Origin of the sequence: Aquimarina rhabdastrellae (assembly GCA_947387485.1) — a bacterium.
In the GTDB taxonomy this organism is placed as follows: domain Bacteria; phylum Bacteroidota; class Bacteroidia; order Flavobacteriales; family Flavobacteriaceae; genus Aquimarina.
In genome coordinates this window covers 140,755-160,665 of record CANDNT010000009.1, presented here as the reverse complement: position 1 = coordinate 160,665, position 19,911 = coordinate 140,755, and the positions used below count along the sequence as shown (strand labels likewise).

General features: G+C 31.3%; 17 protein-coding genes and 1 pseudogene. 10 read left to right on the top strand and 8 right to left on the bottom strand.

The features are described 5' to 3' along the window. The first annotated feature begins 180 nt into the window (after positions 1-180). Both ACYEKI_RS14300 and ACYEKI_RS14295 read left to right on the top strand, forming a co-directional pair. Positions 181-786 carry a Crp/Fnr family transcriptional regulator gene (locus ACYEKI_RS14300; protein WP_459211878.1) on the top strand — a complete coding sequence of 202 codons (606 nt, stop codon included), beginning with the start codon at positions 181-183 and terminating at the stop codon, positions 784-786. 25 nt (positions 787-811) lie between these two features. Continuing rightward, positions 812-1,450, top strand: a complete 639-nt coding sequence (locus ACYEKI_RS14295) for a Crp/Fnr family transcriptional regulator (protein WP_459211877.1) — start codon at positions 812-814, stop codon at positions 1,448-1,450. A gap of 100 nt (positions 1,451-1,550) precedes the next feature. On the opposite strand, the gene glmM is transcribed toward ACYEKI_RS14295, so the two are convergent. Then, positions 1,551-2,939: a phosphoglucosamine mutase gene (gene glmM / locus ACYEKI_RS14290; protein WP_459211876.1), complete on the bottom strand. Its 1,389-nt coding sequence runs from the start codon at positions 2,937-2,939 to the stop codon at positions 1,551-1,553. Between the two features lie 143 nt (positions 2,940-3,082). On the opposite strand from glmM, the gene ACYEKI_RS14285 reads away from it, so the two are divergent. Next, positions 3,083-3,673 carry an acyl carrier protein phosphodiesterase gene (locus ACYEKI_RS14285; protein ID WP_459211875.1) on the top strand — a complete coding sequence of 197 codons (591 nt, stop codon included), beginning with the start codon at positions 3,083-3,085 and terminating at the stop codon, positions 3,671-3,673. A gap of 4 nt (positions 3,674-3,677) precedes the next feature. Beyond that, the gene (ggt, locus tag ACYEKI_RS14280) at positions 3,678-5,402 is read left to right on the top strand and encodes a gamma-glutamyltransferase (protein WP_459211874.1); all 1,725 of its coding nucleotides are present in this window, start codon (positions 3,678-3,680) and stop codon (positions 5,400-5,402) included. A gap of 473 nt (positions 5,403-5,875) precedes the next feature. Here the strand turns inward: ggt and ACYEKI_RS14275 are convergent, their stop codons facing one another. Both ACYEKI_RS14275 and ACYEKI_RS14270 read right to left on the bottom strand, forming a co-directional pair. Further along, entirely contained in the window at positions 5,876-8,176 is a 2,301-nt protein-coding gene (locus ACYEKI_RS14275; protein WP_459211873.1) for a M1 family metallopeptidase, read from the bottom strand. Between the two features lie 59 nt (positions 8,177-8,235). Continuing rightward, positions 8,236-8,751, bottom strand: coding sequence for a DUF6702 family protein (locus ACYEKI_RS14270; protein ID WP_459211872.1), 516 nt, complete (start codon positions 8,749-8,751; stop codon positions 8,236-8,238). Between the two features lie 102 nt (positions 8,752-8,853). Here ACYEKI_RS14270 and ACYEKI_RS14265 point away from each other — a divergent pair, with 102 nt between their 5' ends. Continuing rightward, a complete protein-coding gene (locus ACYEKI_RS14265) occupies positions 8,854-10,182 on the top strand; it encodes a sialidase family protein (RefSeq protein WP_459211871.1) in 1,329 nt (442 codons plus the stop codon). A gap of 59 nt (positions 10,183-10,241) precedes the next feature. Here the strand turns inward: ACYEKI_RS14265 and ACYEKI_RS14260 are convergent. Next, positions 10,242-10,364, bottom strand: a pseudogene (locus ACYEKI_RS14260) (IS982 family transposase); the annotation flags it as partial. Between the two features lie 126 nt (positions 10,365-10,490). Here ACYEKI_RS14260 and ACYEKI_RS14255 point away from each other — a divergent pair. After that, complete coding sequence (locus ACYEKI_RS14255; protein ID WP_459211870.1) at positions 10,491-10,787, top strand: hypothetical protein; 297 nt, start codon at positions 10,491-10,493, stop codon at positions 10,785-10,787. 88 nt (positions 10,788-10,875) lie between these two features. Here ACYEKI_RS14255 and dnaK read toward each other — a convergent pair whose 3' ends face one another. Continuing rightward, complete coding sequence (gene dnaK, locus ACYEKI_RS14250; protein WP_459211869.1) at positions 10,876-12,789, bottom strand: molecular chaperone DnaK; 1,914 nt, start codon at positions 12,787-12,789, stop codon at positions 10,876-10,878. Between the two features lie 256 nt (positions 12,790-13,045). On the opposite strand from dnaK, the gene ACYEKI_RS14245 reads away from it, so the two are divergent. Further along, positions 13,046-14,470 (top strand): L-serine ammonia-lyase, encoded by a 1,425-nt coding sequence (locus tag ACYEKI_RS14245; RefSeq protein ID WP_459211868.1) that lies wholly within the window; start codon positions 13,046-13,048, stop codon positions 14,468-14,470. Beyond that, on the top strand, positions 14,470-15,159 hold the full coding sequence (locus ACYEKI_RS14240) for a CPBP family glutamic-type intramembrane protease (protein WP_459211867.1): 690 nt from the start codon (positions 14,470-14,472) through the stop codon (positions 15,157-15,159). The genes ACYEKI_RS14245 and ACYEKI_RS14240 overlap by 1 nt, the downstream gene beginning before the upstream one ends. A 33-nt stretch (positions 15,160-15,192) precedes the next feature. On the opposite strand, the gene ACYEKI_RS14235 is transcribed toward ACYEKI_RS14240, so the two are convergent. Continuing rightward, the gene (locus tag ACYEKI_RS14235; protein ID WP_459211866.1) at positions 15,193-15,672 is read right to left on the bottom strand and encodes a nuclear transport factor 2 family protein; all 480 of its coding nucleotides are present in this window, start codon (positions 15,670-15,672) and stop codon (positions 15,193-15,195) included. Positions 15,673-15,813: 141 nt separating this feature from the next. Between ACYEKI_RS14235 and panB the strand changes: the two genes are divergently transcribed. Continuing rightward, positions 15,814-16,632, top strand: a complete 819-nt coding sequence (gene panB, locus ACYEKI_RS14230) for a 3-methyl-2-oxobutanoate hydroxymethyltransferase (RefSeq protein WP_459211865.1) — start codon at positions 15,814-15,816, stop codon at positions 16,630-16,632. A 10-nt stretch (positions 16,633-16,642) separates the two neighbouring features. Next, positions 16,643-17,335 carry an RluA family pseudouridine synthase gene (locus ACYEKI_RS14225; protein WP_459211864.1) on the top strand — a complete coding sequence of 231 codons (693 nt, stop codon included), beginning with the start codon at positions 16,643-16,645 and terminating at the stop codon, positions 17,333-17,335. Here ACYEKI_RS14225 and ACYEKI_RS14220 read toward each other — a convergent pair. Both ACYEKI_RS14220 and ACYEKI_RS14215 read right to left on the bottom strand, forming a co-directional pair. Beyond that, positions 17,332-18,201, bottom strand: a complete 870-nt coding sequence (locus ACYEKI_RS14220; protein ID WP_459211863.1) for a DMT family transporter — start codon at positions 18,199-18,201, stop codon at positions 17,332-17,334. The two genes, ACYEKI_RS14225 and ACYEKI_RS14220, sit on opposite strands and share 4 nt — an antisense overlap. 14 nt (positions 18,202-18,215) lie before the next feature. Beyond that, a complete protein-coding gene (locus ACYEKI_RS14215; RefSeq protein ID WP_459211862.1) occupies positions 18,216-19,760 on the bottom strand; it encodes a hypothetical protein in 1,545 nt (514 codons plus the stop codon). Between the last annotated feature and the right edge of the window lie 151 nt (positions 19,761-19,911).

Sequence of the window (19,911 nt, the reverse complement as noted above, 5' to 3'; positions counted from 1 at the left end):
TAACATTTTTTAACACAATTAACATACTGTAGCAATTTCTATCTAATTTTTTTCTTACAAATATTTTATGCATCTTAGCAGAATCTTTTCTTATCATAATTTTCTACGTTATTTTATTCAACGTTATTTTTATTCTTTTAATCGAATACATCATTCTATTAATTAATAATAATTAACTACATGGATCATAAAATATATCAAGGATTATTATCCCTATTGTCTAGTCATGGACATATAAAAAGTTATTATCCAAATGATATAATAGTCTCTAAAGGTGATATTACAGATCAAACTGCATTTTTATTAGATGGTTTGGTTAAAGTTACTATGGGGAAAGAACAAAATGCTTTACTGCTGTATCATATCACTGATTTTGATTTAGGAGTTATCAGTTTTATGAATATTTATGAAGATACACCTATTCAAACTACAGTTATAGCTATTAAGCAGACAAAGCTATTATGGGTTTCTAATCAAATTTTACTTGATTTATCAACAAATAATCAAGAATTAAAACATATATTAATTACTAGTTATCATAATAATAATCAACATCTTTTACATAAAATAAATGAAATACTAACCCTGTCTGTAGAAGATCGCCTTTTTGAGTATTTAATAACTAAAAGTTCTTTGTTTAATACCAAAAAATTAGAACTTACACGCTTTGAAATAGCTTCTGATCTTAATATATCCAAAGAAGCTGTTTCTAGAGCTTTAAAACAACTAGATGATCAAAATCGTATCTCTAGAAACTCAAGAATTATCATAATAGAAAGCTTTTAATCACTTTATTTTAGTTTTCATTCATATGGATTTATCACTAAAACATCACTTAGTCAATTTTGACTTGCCTGAAAAGTTAATTGACTTAATTAACAGCCATTGTATTGTAAAAAAATATCATCAAAAAGATTATTTTTTTCACGAAGGTCATTCAAATAATTATACTACATTATTAATCAAAGGATCTTTAGAACTTTATTTAGAACATATTGACAAAAAGATATTATTATATCCTCTTACTTCCAAACAAATTTGTTTAATTAGCCTTACTAATTTGTTTGGCGGTTATCCTGTCAACTTTTCATCTATAGCTCTTGAAGATTGTATCTTACTTTCTATTCCGCTAGATAAAGTTATAGATTGGTCTTCAGAATTTCCTATATTAAGAGAGCTTATCATAAAATCGCATCAACATCACTACAGCTCTATCTTGAGAGTAATTCAATCATTGATAGAAGAACCTTTGGAAAATCGTTTGTTAAGTTACCTTAAATTAAAAACTGTTTATCATAACTCTAATGAGTTATCTATCCCACATCAACAAATAGCTAACGATTTAAACTGTTCTAGAGAAGCTGTATCCAGAACCTTAAAAAAATTAGAGAAAAACAATATTTTAAAAAGAAATATCAGGTCTATTACTTTAAATGATGAGCAAACATGAGAAATCATATCCTCTAATAAAAACTAAAAGGAGCTATTTAAATAGCTCCTTTTAGTTTTAAATTAATAGATTAATCCTCTTAAGAATTAATTATTCTTATTTATATACCTGCAATTTCTTTAAGTACATTTATAGTTTCATCTGCTAATGCATCTGCTTTTTCTTGACTTAAAGCTTCAGTATAAATTCTAATAATAGGTTCTGTATTACTTTTACGCAAATGTACCCAACTCTCTGCAAAATCAACTTTAACTCCGTCAACTGTGCTTACTTCTTCTGTTTCATGTTTTTTATGAAAACTCGCCAAAATAGCATCTACATCAAGCTGTGGCGTTAATTGTATTTTATTCTTGCTCATAAAATATGATGGATATGTAGCTCTCAAAGTGCTAACACTCATATTTTGCTCAGCCAGATGTGTCAAGAATAATGCAATACCTACAAGCGAATCTCTACCGTAATGTGATTCTGGATAAATAATACCTCCATTACCTTCTCCACCGATAATCGCTTTATTAGCTTTCATTTTTTCTACTACATTAACTTCTCCTACAGCACTAGCTTCATAAGTTCCACCATGTTTTTGAGTCACGTCTCTTAAAGCTCTACTTGATGATAAATTAGAAACTGTATTTCCTTTGGTTTTACTTAATACATAATCTGCACAAGCAACCAAAGTATATTCTTCTCCAAACATTTCACCATTCTCATCCATAAAAGCTAAACGATCTACATCTGGATCAACTACGATTCCTAAATCAGCTTTCTCTTTAACAACCAATTCAGATAAATCTGTTAGATGTTCTTTTAATGGTTCTGGATTATGAGGAAAATGTCCATTAGGTTCACAATATAATTCTACAACCTCAACTCCTAATTGTTTTAAAATCTTAGGAACAGCTATTCCTCCAGTAGAATTCACACCATCAACAACTACTTTTAATCCAGCTGCCTTTACTTTTTCTACATCAACTAATGGTAGTTTTAAAACTTCATCAATATGAATATCTATATAATCTGCTTTTGTCGTCACACTTCCTAAATCATCAACTTCGGCAAAAGAATAATCATCTTGTTCTGCAATTTTTAAGATATCTGCTCCATTAGCACCACTCAAAAACTCTCCCTTGTGATTTAACAATTTCAAGGCATTCCACTGCTTTGGATTATGACTTGCAGTAAGAATGATTCCTCCATCTGCTTTTTCAAGAGGTACTGCTACTTCTACTGTAGGCGTTGTAGAAAGATCAAGATCTATTACCTGTATTCCTAATCCTACCAAGCTATTCATTACCAATTGCTGTATCATAGCTCCAGAGATTCTTGCATCTCTACCTACAACAACTATTGGATGTTCTTTATTATATTCTTTTTTTAACCAGCTACCATATGCCGAAGCAAATTTTACTGCGTCTATAGGGGTCAAATTATCTCCCACATTTCCACCTATAGTACCGCGTATTCCTGAAATCGATTTGATTAATGTCATACTTTATTATTAAGTGTAGTATTTCTTCTTTTGAAGAAAAATTGAAGCACAAATATACGAGCTAGATCTTGCTATTGCTAAATTCTATTTTAATTTTTAATTAAAATTTATATTTCAAAAACTAAAAATCGTAAATTCACCTAATGAATTTTCTAGCACATATTTATCTTTCTGGTGATGATCAAGAATTACAAATAGGTAATTTTATAGCAGATTCTGTTAAAGGTAAAAAATACCTACATTATCCCGAAAGAATCCAAGATGGTATTAAATTACATCGTCAAATTGATTCTTATACAGATCATCATCCTATTGTGCGTCAAAGTATTTCTCGCTTATTTCCCGTTTATGGTCATTATAGCGGTGTTATCGTAGATATTTTTTATGATCATTTTCTCGCTTCTCTATGGCAAGATTATACAACAATACCTCTTGATGAATATATTGCTACTTTTTATAGTTTATTACAATCTCATTATGAGATATTACCTACCCGTATCCAAAATTTCATGCCATACATGTTATCTGATAATTGGTTACTTAGCTATGCTCGCATAGATGGTATAGAACGTATCTTATTTCAAATGGATCAAAGACGTACTAAACATAAATCTAATATGCATCTTGCTGTAAAGGAATTAAAAGAATATTATGAAGATTTTAAATCAGAATTTCGTTTGTTCTTTATAGATTTACAGCTTTTTACTACTGAAAAAATTAAAACCCTAGCTTAATTAAATGAAAAAAATCGCATTAATCTGTTGGGCATCTTTATGCCTTTTTTCTTGCAAAAAAGAATCTAAACCATTAACTACAACTCCTCAAAAGCAAACTACTCCTACAATAAATCGTGGGCTTATTACCAAAAAAGCCATGGTGGTTTCTGCTAGAAAAGAAGCTTCAAAAATCGGAAAAGAAATCATGCAACAAGGTGGTAATGCTTATGATGCTATGGTTGCTACCGAAATGGCTCTTGCTGTAGCTTTTCCTTTTGCAGGAAATTTAGGCGGTGGTGGTTTCATGGTCTATCGCAATGCTAATGGTGAAATTGGAGCTTTGGATTATAGAGAAAAAGCACCTCTAGCTGCGACCAAAGATATGTACCTAGATAAAGACGGAAACGTAATACCTAATAAAAGTCAAGTAGGTGCTATGGCTGTAGGAGTTCCTGGAACTGTTGCTGGAATTTTTGCCGTTCACAAAAAATTTGGTTCGTTGCCAATAGAAACTATCTTACGTCCTGTAGTTGATTTGGCAAAAAAAGGTTATGCTGTTACAGAAAAACAGCAAAAACGTTTTGAAAAATATCACAAAGTTTTTACTGAAGTTAATCAAGATACTGTTTTATATTCTACCCCGTTTAAAGCCAACGATACGGTAGTAAATTTAGGTTTGGCTAGAACGCTTGAACGAATGATTCAAAATGGTAAAGATGAATTTTATAAAGGAAAAACTGCACAAAAATTAGTTGCTTATTTACAAGAACGTGGAGGTATTATAACCCTAGAAGACATGGCTAAATATGAAGCTAAATGGCGTACTCCTGTTACTTTTAAGTATAAGGACTTGAAAATTATTTCTATGTCTCCACCTTCTAGTGGAGGGGTTTGTTTAGCTCAAATCATGAAATCTATAGAGCCATTTGACATCAAACAATATGGTCACAATTCTCAAAAAGCAATACAAATCATAACTGAAGCCGAACGTAGAGCTTATGCCGATCGAAGTTTCTATCTAGGTGATCCTGACTTTGTCAATATTCCTATTGATACACTTATTAGCGAAAAGTACTTACACAATCGTATGGAATCTTTTAGTTTTGACAAAGCTACTCCTTCAAGTGATATGTCTTATGGTAATTTACCTGGGTATGAAAGTGACGATACAACCCATTACTCTATCGTAGATCATTACGGTAATGCTATAGCTGTTACAACTACACTTAATGGTGCTTATGGTTCAAAATTATATGTAGATGAATTAGGTTTCTTTTTGAATAATGAAATGGATGATTTTAGTGCAAAACCTGGTGTACCTAATATGTTTGGTTTAATCGGTGCCGAAGCTAATGCAATTGCTCCAGAAAAACGTATGTTGAGTTCGATGACACCTACTTTGGTTGAAAAAGATGGAAAATTCTGGATGACTGTAGGAACTCCTGGGGGTTCTACAATTATTACCTCTGTACTACAAACTATTCTCAATGTATCTGAGTTTGGTATGGGAATGCAAGAAGCAGTTAATGCGCCTAGATTTCACCACCAATGGTTACCAGACGTAGTAACTTTTGAACCTAATGTTTTTGATACACAATTATTAGATAGCCTAAAACAAAAAGGATATCATATTAATCAACAGAAATCTCGTATCATTGGTAAAGTAGATGGGATATTAGTTTTACCTGATGGTACTTTAGAAGGTGGTGCAGATAAACGTGGTGATGATACCGCTATGGGATTCTAGATATTTCTAAATTATTCTATAAAAATAAACAAGAGGTAGTCATTTAGGTGATTACCTCTTGCTCATTTTAATCATAAAATATTTTATATTTTTACTTCTATATTTTTAAATTATGAAAAAGTCTTATCTATATCTCATTCTTATTTGTAGCCTACCTATACTTCTACATGTTTATAATCCCTCAATGAAATTAGGTGCTCTAGGTTTATTTTTAGGCTTTTGGGGACTTTATATTTCTCCAATAATTATTTTTGGATTCCTTTTTTATTTAATTCTTAAAGCAAATAAATAGTTTAATATATACTACTAAAAATTATTATTTAATGCTTAATTGATAAGGTATTAATATGTAATTGTTTTTAACACTATCTTAAAAAAACACAAATAAATCTCGAAAATAAAGAAACAAGGTAATAATTTTAAATTATTACCTTGTTTCTTTATTAGTTCCCTATTGACTCTTTGTCAAAGATTTAATTCTTAATCGAATTCTTAAATCTATCAAATTGACTGGCGCTTGAATTTTGTGGCCAGATATTATTTGAAGTGTCAATATCTGCTGTTTCAAACTTAGGATCTACTATTACTTTAACTAATTCTTTATCTGTACTAATTACTTTTGATACAGACTTATCATTCTTTCTCCAGATTTGTGCAGGATATTTAATAGTTTCTTCTGTACCGTCTTTATAGGTATATTGTACTATTAATGGCATTACTAAACCTCCTGGCTTTTCAAAAGTTACTTCATAGAAATATTTAGGAGTTTTAAACTCTTTTCGCTCTTCAACTGTAAAGTTATCCATAATATATTCCTTTAAACTCTTTGAGTTAGCTACAGCATCACCTTCAGTTAAAGACTCATTAAAGTCGTCACTTCCTTCTTCTACCATATAAACCATAGGCCCTAAGTCTTTTTCTGAAATCCCTCTACTTTGGATAAAGGCTTTTGCTTCTTTATTAATCTTAGGAGAAACAAAGAATTTTTTAACTCCTTTTACACCTATATCTGTATAATCTGTAGTATAGAACCATCCTCTCCAGAACCAATCTAAATCTACTGCCGAAGCATCTTCCATAGTTCTAAAGAAATCTTCTGGTGTTGGATGCTTAAACATCCATCTCTGAGAATATGTTCTAAAAGCATAATCAAACAATTCTCTACCCATTACTGTTTCTCTTAATATATTTAATCCAGTTGCTGGCTTAGAATATGCATTACTTCCAAATTGATAGATATTGTTAGATTGAGACATAATAGGGGCAATAAAACTTTGGTCTCCACTCATATAAGGCACAATTTTCTTTGCTGGTCCTCTTCTAGACGGATATTTATCTAATGGTTTAATTGCTTCGGGATACCACTCGCCAAAATCTTGTTCTGCTACATATTGTACAAAAGTATTTAAACCTTCATCCATCCATGTCCATTGACGCTCATCGCTATTAACAATCATAGGAAAATAATTATGTCCTACTTCGTGAATAATCACACTTATCATACCATATTTAACCCTATCACTATATGTCCCATCAGGATTTGGACGTCCATAATTCCAACAAATCATAGGATATTCCATCCCTTGTCTTTTTGCATGAACAGAAATTGCTTTGTGATATGGATAATCAAAAGTCATACGACTATATGATTTTAATGTACTAGCAACAGCTTTTGTTGACCATTCTTCCCATAACGGATTTCCTTCTTTAGGATACATTGATACAGCCATAACATCCTTATCTCCAACTTTTACAGCCATCATATCCATTATAAATCTACGTGAAGTAGCAAAACCAAAATCACGAACATTCTTTGCCCTTAACTTCCATGTTTTCTCTGTAGTAGCAAAAGATTTTTCTGCTTTTTCAGCTTCTTTTTGCGTTACAATGATTACAGGTTTTTTATACGATTTTTTTGCCTTTTCATAACGCTCCATCATTTTTTTTGTATATACTTCTTTGCGGTTAACCAGAACTCCTGTTCCATCAAGAATATGATCAGACGGCACTGTAATATCTACTTCAAAATCACCAAAAGGTAATGCAAATTCACCCCTTCCCCAAAATTGAGAGTTTTGCCATCCTTCTACATCATTATATACAGCCATGCGAGGATAAAATTGAGCTATAACATATGCTCTATTTCCTTCTTCAAATTCTTCATAACCTGATCTTCCTCTCCCATCTACATGGTTATTAATATTATACCACCAATTAACTGAAAAAGTAAACTTACCTCCTGGTTTAAGTGGTTGATGCATTTCTACTCTCATCATTGTTTGATTGATTGTATATGGTAATTCTTTTCCGCTTGCATCGTTTACTGCAGTAATATTAAATCCTCCATCAAAACGTTCCTTAATAAATTTCTTTGCAAATTGACTAGGTTGCTCTCCTGGATTTACTCGTTCTGATTCGATTAATGGGGTTTTTGAATCTTTTGCTCTCATATTTTGATCCAATTGAACCCATAAAAATTCAAGAACATCTGGAGAGTTATTTGTATATGTAATAGTTTCTGACCCTGTAATCGTTTTCTTTTTATCATCAAGCTTGATTTTCATTTTATAATCTGCTTGTTGCTGATAATATGCAGAACCAGGTGCTCCTGAAGCTGTTCGATACATATTAGGAGTTGAAAACTCCTGATACATTTGCCTGAATTTATTTTCATTAATGTGCCCCAATTCTCGAGCTTGTTCTTTTTCTTGACCATAGGAAACCATTCCTGTACTCAAAAAAAATGCTGTAATAGCATATACTATTTTTTTCATATCCAATCACTAAATTTGTAGAAACTGCAAAATAATTTTTTTCTCAGAAGTTTTACCTTTTATTTACTAAAATTTAACAGCCCCTTATCATTTTCTCTTTCTAAAATTAAACTTTTTCTTGTTTTTCCTTTTTTAACATGAATGATATTTTGTTGTTCTTCAAAAACTTCCATTAAAACTTTATTCTCTACAACAATTTCGTTAAATGAATTAATTCCTTCTATTTCTAAATAACATAACATGATATCATTATCATATTGTTTTCCTAAAAAAGTATATTTAATAGGTTTTCCATTTATTTCTATCTTTAATTTCTGAGCTAAATAAACATTGATATAATAATCTATATTCTTCTCTTTTTCTTCATCTTTATTCATCAATTCGATAGATTCATCATAACGTTCTTTTAATAATTTCTCAAAATCATCAATAAATATTCTAGAAATAATTTCTACACTTTTTTTACTTTCATTATAGTCAATTTGCGTTACACTCACATAAAACTTATGTACTGTAGTATAACTACTCATAATAAATAGTAATATTACCAATCCTGTAATTTTCTTTATTTGCATTATATTTTAAATCTTTCCTTTTTATTATACTTTATTTGAGTTCTTTATTTTTGTTGACCATAAATGTACCATCATTTATTTGATAACAAAATTTTCAGAAACATGTTAAATCGTTTTTATCTTGCCATTGGGCTCCTCTTTTTATGTTCCTCATGCATTCATGTGCAACATTCTGATACTTCAAACCAAAAAACATTCCAAAAAAAATCTTTTAAAAATGTTAAGATATATGAATCTACAGGTAATGGTCTTGGTCCATGCGAACCTAGTATTTTTATAAACCCTAAAAATCCTAAAGCCATTGTTGCAGGTAGTATAATCGATTTTGTACATCACTCTAATGATGGAGGTGCTACATGGCAGACAAAACGATTATCTTCTTCTCTTGGGATATGGGGAGATCCTGTAATTACTGCCGATACCAAAGGTAATTTTTACTACTTTCATCTTAGTGATCCAGATGGAACTAACTGGAAAAGTAATCGTATTTTGGATAGAATGGTTGTTCAAAAAAGTACAGATGATGGAAATACCTGGACAGATGGTATAGGTATTGGTCATAATCCCCCTAAACAGCAAGACAAAGAATGGGCTACAGTAAATCCTAAAACAAACGAAATATACCTCACTTGGACAGAATTTGATCAATACGGTAGTGATGATCCTAATCATAAAACACGCATCTTATTTTCTAGTTCAAAAGATGAGGGAGATTCTTGGTCCACTCCTATCGCTATTAATCAATTTGATGGTAATTGCATAGATGATAATAACACAGTAGAAGGCGCTGTTCCTGCTAGCGACGGTAAAAATATTTATGTTGCTTGGAGTTATAAAAATCAAATTTGGTTTGATAAAAGTACTGATAATGGAAAAACATGGCTAGATAATGATATTATAATTTCTCCTCAAAAATCAGGCTGGACTTTTAACATTCCTTCTGTTAATAGAACAAACGGAATGCCAGTAACTGCTGTAGATAATTCTGATTCTCCTTATAAAGGAACTATTTATGTTAACTGGACAGATCAATTATCTGAAGAAAATACTGATGTTTTTATTGCGAAATCTACCGATGAAGGTAAAACTTGGTCTAAACCGATACGAGTGAATACTGATCAAACACAAACTCATCAATTTTTGACATGGATGAGCGTTGATCCTTCTACTGGTTATATCTATATTATTTACTATGATAGAAGTGCTTATACTGATAGTAAAACAGATGTTGTTTTGGCAGTTTCTAAAAACGGTGGAAAGACTTTTACTAATACCACTATATCAGATAGTCCTTTTGATCCTACAGGTTGTCCTTTTTTTGGAGATTATAATAACATAAGTGCTCATAATGGTATAGTTAGACCTATATGGACACGATACGAGAATAACAAGCTTAGTATTTGGACATCTTTAATTGATGATACTAAATAATAAAAACTATATTTATTCAAATAGAACTAAAAAATATATTCAATGAACCCGTGGTGCATTTAGGCTATATTAATTTTAAGATTGTTGATATTTCTTTCAAATAAAAACTTATTGATGTATTGAATCATGGTCAAAGCAGTAATTTTAGAAAGAATTTTGGTTTTGAACTCATCAAAAAACTTGAATAATATTAAAGTTAATTTATCTTAAATTCACTACGTTTTTGTTAGCATATCTAAATCCATTATAATAGTTGTTACTATTTTAGCACCATAAATTCATTCATCAAATCAAATCAACATATCACTATGACTTCTTATCAAGAGAATCGTTCAATTGTTATTGAAGGGAAAATTAAACAACTTGAATCTCAAATGAGTTTTATTAAAAGAAACCTCGTTTTGGTTATTCTTTTTGGACTCTTTTTTATTCCTTTAGCTCCTTTTTATGGAGAAGACGACATGCCTATTCTAAAAAACTTAGATTATAATTACCTCTTGGCATTATGTTTTTCTGCTGGAGTTTATCTCTCTTTTTGCTTCTTGGCTCATTTCCTATGGGATTATCAAGATCGTCGAAAAATCAAAAGCCATCATAGAAAATGATATTAAATTAGGTAGAGAATCCAATAATATTAAGATATAAAAAACGCGCTTATAATAAGCGCGTTTTTTATATCTATAGAATTGTAAATTATTTTACTTCTTCAAAGTCTACATCTTCTACATCACTAGCTTCACCTCCACCTTGTTGTTGAGCTCCTGCTCCAGCGTCAGGTCCTGCTGCTCCACCTTGTTGTGCTTCAGCTTGTGCCTTGTACATTTCTTCGCTAGCTACTTTCCATGCTTCATTGATTTTATCAAGAGCTGGTTGAATTATAGCGATATCTTTAGTTTCGTAAGCTTTCTTTAATTCTTCTAAAGCATCTTGAATTGGCTTTTTCTTATCGTCTGATAATTTATCTCCAAATTCTTCTAATTGCTTATCAGTTTGGAAAATCATTCCATCAGCTTCATTTAGTTTATCTGCAGTTTCTTTAGCTTTTTTATCTGCTTCTGCATTAGCTTCTGCTTCATTCTTCATTCTTTGGATTTCCTCTTCAGTTAATCCAGAAGATGCTTCGATACGAATATCTTGAGTTTTGTTTGTAGCTTTATCAGTAGCGCTTACTTTGATAATTCCGTTTGCATCGATATCAAATGTTACTTCGATTTGAGGTGTTCCTCTTTTTGCTGGTGGAATACCATCTAAGTGGAAACGACCAATTGTTTTATTATCAGCTGCCATTGGACGTTCACCTTGTAATACGTGAATCTCTACCGATGGTTGATTATCTGCTGCCGTTGAGAATACTTGAGATTTCTTTGTTGGGATAGTAGTATTCGCTTCGATAAGCTTAGTCATTACATTACCCATAGTTTCAATACCTAAAGATAACGGAGTAACATCTAATAATAATACATCCTTGATATCTCCAGTTAATACACCTCCTTGGATAGCAGCTCCTACAGCAACTACCTCATCTGGGTTTACTCCTTTACTTGGCGCTTTACCAAAGAACTTTTCTACAGCTTCTTGTACAGCAGGGATACGAGTTGATCCTCCTACTAAAATGATTTCATCTATATCGCTAGTAGATAATCCAGCATTTTGTAATGCAGTTCTACATGGCTCGATAGTACGTTTTACTAAATCATCAATTAACTGATCAAATTTAGATTTTGTTAATGTTCTTACTAAGTGTTTTGGTCCACTAGCAGTAGCTGTGATATATGGTAAATTGATTTCTGTTTGTGCAGAAGATGATAATTCAATCTTAGCTTTTTCTGCAGCTTCTTTAAGACGTTGTAAAGCCATTGGATCTTGACGTAAATCCATGTTTTCTTCACCTTTGAATTCTTCTGCTAACCAATCAATAATTTTTTGATCAACATCATCTCCTCCTAGGTGAGTATCTCCATCAGTAGCCAATACTTCAAATACTCCATCTCCTAATTCAAGGATAGAAACATCATGAGTACCACCACCAAAGTCAAATACAACGATTTTCTGATCTTCTCCTTTTTTATCTAATCCATAAGCCAAAGCTGCAGCTGTAGGCTCATTGATAATTCTTTCTACAGTTAATCCTGCAATTTCTCCAGCTTCTTTTGTTGCCTGACGTTGAGCATCGTTAAAGTATGCTGGTACAGTAATTACAGCTCGTGTTACTTCTTGATCCAAGAATTCTTCTGCAGTCTTCTTCATTTTTTGAAGTGTCATTGCCGATAATTCTTGTGGTGTATATAAACGTCCATCGATATCAACTCGTGGCGTATCATTGTCTCCCTTTACTACTTTATAAGCTACTCTCTCAACTTCTTTCGTAGATTCAGAGAATTTATTCCCCATAAAACGCTTAATAGAAGCGATAGTTTTTGTTGGGTTTGTTACTGCTTGACGCTTTGCAGGATCTCCTACTTTAATTTCTCCTCCTTCTACAAAAGCAATTACAGATGGTGTTGTTCTTTTTCCTTCAGAATTAGTGATTACTACAGGATCATTCCCTTCCATCACTGATACACATGAGTTTGTTGTTCCTAAGTCTATACCTATAATCTTACTCATAGCCTTATATGTTATATTATTTTATTTAAGTGTTATTCAAAAATTTACTACTGCCTGGTATAAGTCAATGATTATGCCAACAGTTTTTGTATGACAGCTTGTCATTTTTTTAGAAATACTTCATTCATAACATGGCATTTTTTTCATTTTTGACCATATTATTTTATCCATTTTAATTAATATGTCATAAAAAAACACCTATATAAATTCCAATATCCTATATTTACCACGAAAATTAATACCAAGATTACGAATTATGGAATGTATCAGTATTTTTGATATGCTCAAAATTGGTGTCGGTCCTTCTAGTTCTCATACTTTAGGTCCATGGCGTGCAGCTCAGCAGTGGATACAAGAATTAAAAACCGCCAATGTTTATAACGAGGTAAAAACTGTTACTGTAGATTTATATGGCTCTTTGTCATTAACTGGTAAAGGTCATGCCACAGATCTTGCAGCAATTTTGGGATTGGCAGGTTATGACCCTGTGACCATTCCTATTGATCGTATTTCATCTGAAATAGATACTATACAAAAAACACATATTTTGTGTTTTAACGGCGAAAAAGATCTTGTTTTTGATCCAAAAACAAACGTAATCTTTCATCGTGATTTTCTGGATTTTCATCCAAATGGTATCACCTTTAACGCACTCTTATCAAATGGAGAAAAAATAGCTTCTACCTTTTATTCTATTGGAGGAGGCTTTGTAGTTAAAGATGAACCTAAACAAGATACTACTAAAGAAGAAAACTTTAAAACATTTCCTTTCCCTATTCAAAAAGCTACAGAGCTTTTGGAATATTGTGCTACTCAAAACAAAAAGATTTCTGAAATTGTTTTAGAAAATGAACGTTCTATCCGTTCTGATGAAGAAATAAATGACGGAATTGCTGCGGTATGGAAAGTTATGTTAGAATCTATGTATACAGGTTGTCATACAGAAGGGACTTTACCAGGTGGACTTAATGTAAGACGTAGAGCTTATGATTCTCACCAAAAATTAATAGGTAATACTCCTTATAATAATCCTACCGAATGGATAGCCGCTATTAGAGATACCGAAGTAAAGTTTAGACAAATCTTAAAATGGGTTTCTTGTTTTGCTTTAAGTGTAAACGAAGTAAACGCCTCTTTAGGTCGTGTTGTTACAGCACCTACAAATGGTAGTGCTGGAGTTATTCCTGCTGTGATGATGTATTATATGGTTATCGAAAATCACGATGCCAATTTTGATGATGTAAAACAATTTATGCTTGTTGCTGGTGAAATAGGTAGTCTTTTCAAAAAAGGTGCTACAATTTCTGCTGCTATGGGAGGTTGTCAAGCAGAAATAGGTGTTTCTTCTGCTATGGCCGCAGGAGCTTTGACCGAACTTATGGGGGGGGCTCCAGAACAGGTACTTATGGCAAGCGAAATTGCAATGGAACATCATTTAGGACTTACTTGTGATCCTATTGGTGGACTAGTTCAAATTCCATGTATAGAACGTAATGCAATGGGAGCTATTAAAGCTATTAATGCTTGTGAAATGGCACTAGATACAGATGCAAAAAACGCAAAGGTACCACTAGATAAAGTGATCAATACTATGTGGGAAACAGCCAAAGACATGAATACCAAGTATAAAGAAACTAGTGAAGGTGGTTTGGCTATTAATGTAGGAATGAGTGATTGCTAATGAATAATGAGACTAACTATAACGTACTAGCTCTTAAGTCCAAAAATTTAATTACACAATATTTTAAATTATTTGGACTCTATTTCCTGTTTGGTATCTTTTTAGTTTTCTTTAAAAGTAAATTTCCTGACTTAGATTTTGAACAATATAGTCAAGATGACATTATAGCATTATTTGCTAATAACAAACTAAAAGCTTTTTTCTCTTTAGTGATTATTGCTCCATTAATAGAAGAAGGACTTTTTCGTACCCTAATTAAACCTAAATCCTACGAAATTCCGTTATTCTTAGCTTCGATTACAGGTGTACTTCTTTTATTTTTATTACCCTCTTCTATAGATTGGTATTACCGCTTTTCTATAATGCTTTTTGCTATTTTAGCTTCAAGTTATGGATATTCTCAATTAATTCCGTTCGGACTTATTCAAAAAATACGCTTATTCTTATATAGAAATCAAATCATTGTATTACAGATTACTTCTGTATTGTTTGGACTAATACATATTCTAAACTATGTAGATACTTTTCAAATTAATACTGTTTTATTTCTACTTATAGTACCTCGTATTTTTGCAGGACATATGTGTGGTATGATTAAAATCAAGAATGATCATTTAATCTGGTCTATTTTATTACATGCCATTAATAATGGAGTTGTTTTTATAAGCCTATTGATTATGAAACCTTAATCATTTTTCTATAAGCTAATTCATAAAAACCACTTACTTACAACCTTCTTTATGTCTCGTATCTGTGATACTAAGTATCTTCCACCCTTTTCCATCTTGATATAACTGAAAGGTATTTATTCCACAATGACTAAATTTATCATTAAAATAAAATTCATAAGGTGTCCATATTTGAGCTATATCCCTTTCTGCTTCTATCTTAAATAATAATAACTGTTCATTCCATCGCTGTGTATTAGGCCTATTGTGAATTACTTCTAGAAACTTATGCATTGGTGTCTCTGCTACTTTTCTTGTTCCTTCTTTCTCTACAATAGTTCTTAATATCATCTTATCATCAATCACCTTTTTTATAATAGCGGTATCTCCTTTATGAAACCCTTCAAAAAAGGTCAAAACAGCTTTTTTAGCTTCCTTTTTATACTGAGATACATGATCTTGATTTGCTTTTTTTTGTGCATTTACATGAAAAACACAAAATACTATTACTAAACTGAAGATTACTTTTTTCATTTATCGCCTGATTTTAAGCATTAAAAATACACTTTTTAATTGTTTCTATACTTGTCAATCTTATTATCAAATAATATGATATTATTTTGGATAAAAGAAACCCTTAAAATATGTACATTTACACCATAAATAGAATTGAACATGTCTGTAGCAAAAAAGGATTATAAACGTATTACTGTAAAGTCTCTAATTGAGATGAAAGCTAATAATGAAAAAATAGCTATGCTTACTGCCTATGATTATACTATGGCAAAAATCATTGATAGTTCTGGTATAGACGTCATTTTGGTTGGGGATTCTGCTTCTAATGTAATGGCTGGTCATGAAACAACATTACCTATTACATTGGATCAAATGATCTATCATGCACAATCGGTGATACGTGCTATCAAACGTTGTCTCGTTGTTGTTGATATTCCTTTTGGAAGCTATCAAAGTGATCCTAAAGAAGCTTTACGTTCTGCTATACGTATTATGAAAGAATCTGGTGGTCATGCTGTCAAAATGGAAGGTGGAAAAGAAATTAAAGATTCTATTAAACGTATCTTAAATGCTGGTATTCCTGTAATGGGACATCTGGGACTCACTCCTCAATCTATTTATAAATTTGGTACTTATACCGTAAGAGCCAAAGAAGAAGCTGAAGCTAAAAAGCTAAAAGAAGATGCTTTATTGCTTCAAAAATTAGGATGTTTTGCTATTGTTTTAGAAAAAGTTCCTGCAAAACTTGCCAAAGAAGTTGCAGATAGTTTAACGATTCCTGTAATAGGTATCGGAGCTGGTAATGGTGTTGATGGTCAAGTCTTGGTAACTCATGATATGCTAGGCATGACTCACGAATTTAATCCTAGATTCTTAAGACGTTATATGGATTTGTTTAATGGAATGACTACTGCTTTTAGTCAGTTTATTGATGATGTAAAATCTCTTGATTTCCCTAACGAAAAAGAACAATATTAGTTTAACGCTGATGCATTCTACCAAAGACAATCTTCAAGTAATTTATGAAGACAATCACCTTATCGTTATTAATAAGCGTGCTGGTGATATTGTACAAGGTGATAAAACAGGTGATAAACCATTAAGTGAAATTACTAAAGAATATATTGCAGAAAAATACAATAAACCTGGAGCTGTTTTTCTAGGGGTTGTTCATAGATTAGATCGCCCTACTACAGGTATTATTGTTTTTGCAAAAACTAGTAAAGCCTTAACTCGTCTTAATAAATTATTTGCTAACAAAGAAACTCAAAAAACATACTGGGCTATTGTAAAAAATCAACCTCCTAAAAAGGAAGACCGTCTAACTCATTGGCTTAAACGAAACCCAAAACAAAATAAGTCATATGCGCACACAAAAGAAGTTACAGATAGCAAAAAAGCTATCCTTGACTATCGTGTTCTTAAAAAGTTACAACGCTATCACCTTTTAGAAATTGATTTGCATACGGGTAGACATCATCAAATAAGATCACAACTATCTAGTATCGGTTGTACTATTAAAGGCGATTTAAAATACGGTGCAGATCGAAGTAATAAAGATGGTAGTATTCATTTACATGCTCGAAAACTTAATTTTATTCATCCTGTAAAAAAGGAACCTATTACTTTTATTGCTCCTACACCTAATAACGACGCTATATGGAAAGCATGCAATGATTAATTTGTTTTTGTACTCTTAAATACTCGTATACTTTCTATAACAACAGCACTTAATATCAATACTCCTCCTATTAATGTATCCATTTTAGGGATTTCTTTAAGAAAAATAGCTCCCAAAAGTATACCATAAACAGGCTGAGTACTACTTATAATACTGGCTGTAGTTATCGAAAATCGTTTAAAACTAAATAAAAACAAGGTATGCCCTATAGCTGTAGTAATCAAAGCCAAAACTACTGTAGGTAACCATTGTGTAGTAATTTTTGATCCATCTAATAAAAAGATAAATGGTGCTAATATAACAGCTGTTATTACTAATTGATACCACATCAATACTGATCCATTATAGTTACCAACTTTGGTTTTCATAATTAAATTACGCAGTGCATAACATAATGCAGAGAGTACTCCTAGTAGAACTGCCTTAGTATATTGATTTTCAAAATCTAAATCAGGAACTAAAAAATAGATACCAATTAACACTAATATACTCAATAATAAATGAGCTTTCTCAAATTTAGTTTTCAATAACAATGGTTCTAATAAAGCTGTTAATACAGGATAGGTAAAAATAGATAACATTCCTATTGCTACATTAGACAATTTCAACGCATAAAAAAAAGTAACCCAATGCCCACCCATTAATAATCCACTTAGTACAATTGGCAGTATGTCTTTTTGTTCTATTTTAAGTGATAACTTTTTCCAATTACAAAAAATAAACAAAAATATTCCAGCAAAAAAGGCTCTATAACCTATAATTACAGGAACAGACATTTCTATATATCTTCCTAAAACTCCTGAAGTACTTATCAAAAGCATCGCCAAGTTAAGCTCCAGTATATTCCTAACGTATTTATTTTCCAATTCTAATTTCGACTTTAGCGCATTAATCCTTTGGCCTTCTCTCGTATAATTTCGCCTACAGGCTTTGATTCTATTTTACTCTCTAACCAAGATAAAATATCTAAATATAAAAAAGCTCTCTTTTCGTATGGATGATTTTCATACTGCTTTAAGCGAGTATACAATGTTTTAAATTCATCTTTAATTTGATGAGGAAAAATATCTCCCAACTTTCTTAAAAACTTAATCATTTCTTTTTGAACTTCATGTAAATCATCCATTTTGATTAAAAACTTATACGTTTCTTTAAGCTGAGTTTCTAGATGATAATCCAAACCTGCTTCATAATGTGCTACTAAACTTAATACTCTAGAAAAACACATCAAATCTTCTCGCATCTTTAACGATTTGTTATTGATGATTTTCTGTAAATATTCGATACACATTCTATTATCTCCTGTACCAAAATACAAACATCCTATTTTATAATACAAAACCATATTGTGATGATCATCTAATCTATTTTTATACAAAGACAATCCTTCAAGTATAGTATTCACTAACGGGAGTCCTTCTTCAAAACTTCCTTCCAAAAAATGAAGATTTAGCTTATTATTATAGGTATATAAAAATACTAACGAAGCAATATTGTCATCCATAGGAAAATCCTTTGAACTCGTTATTGTTTCCAATCGATTCAAAACCGTTTTAAACTGTTCCCTATCTTTAATATAATACAGAGATTCTAACAAATAATGATTTCCTCTTAAATAGAATACTGGATTAATTTTAATCATTTTGGGATACTCTTCAAAAAGATCTACCCATTTTTTTGAATACTTATAACACGATAAAAAATCTTGTGTAGTAAAACTATACCAAAGATGTGCTTTATACAACCATAGCTTTTCTCTAAAACCAAGCATTTCCCATTCGTATTTAGGTAACTTACTTTCAAAATAAGTCGTGATCTCACGATGCTCAGCATCATTTTTAACATATCCAGTTTTAAGCATCAATCCATACAACTGTAATGACAAATTAGACAACCTACTTGTCAATACATTCTTCATACTCAACTCTTTGGCTTCTATCGATAATTCATCTGCCCTAGAATTAATACTTCTGGTAATGTATTGCGTTTCTATAAGTTTTTCAAACTCTACTATCTCATATGCTATATTGTTTTCCTCATGTTCTTTGGCTATAGTTTTGGCCTTATCAAGAATCTTTAAACTTTGTTTATATAAACCTTTATGATATAATATAGTAGCAAAATCTAACTGTTCACGTATTTGTGATCTAATATTTTGATGTACTGGATTAAGACGTAAACTTATTAGTATCTGCTTATATAAATGTGCTTTTAAATTAGATAGTTGTTGTTTCTTAACAATACCCTTTTTTACAATAAGTTGTTCATCAAAAGCATCATATTTATCTATATGATTAAACAATGCCAAAAATTTAGAATCAGAATTTACTCCAAGCCTACCTACATAGAGTTTGAATTGTCTTTTTTCAGATTTAGATAAAGATTTCACTAAAACAAACAAAGGATCTTTTTGGTCATTAGTCATTGTAAGTTAAAACATTTTAATTATTTAGAAAACAAAGAGTTACATTGAAAAATAAAGTTTTAACCATTGTAAAAAACCATTTTTAAAACCTTTGTTTAGGATTCCCAAAATATAAATTAGCAACAGAAAATAAAATCTATTACAGGTTTAT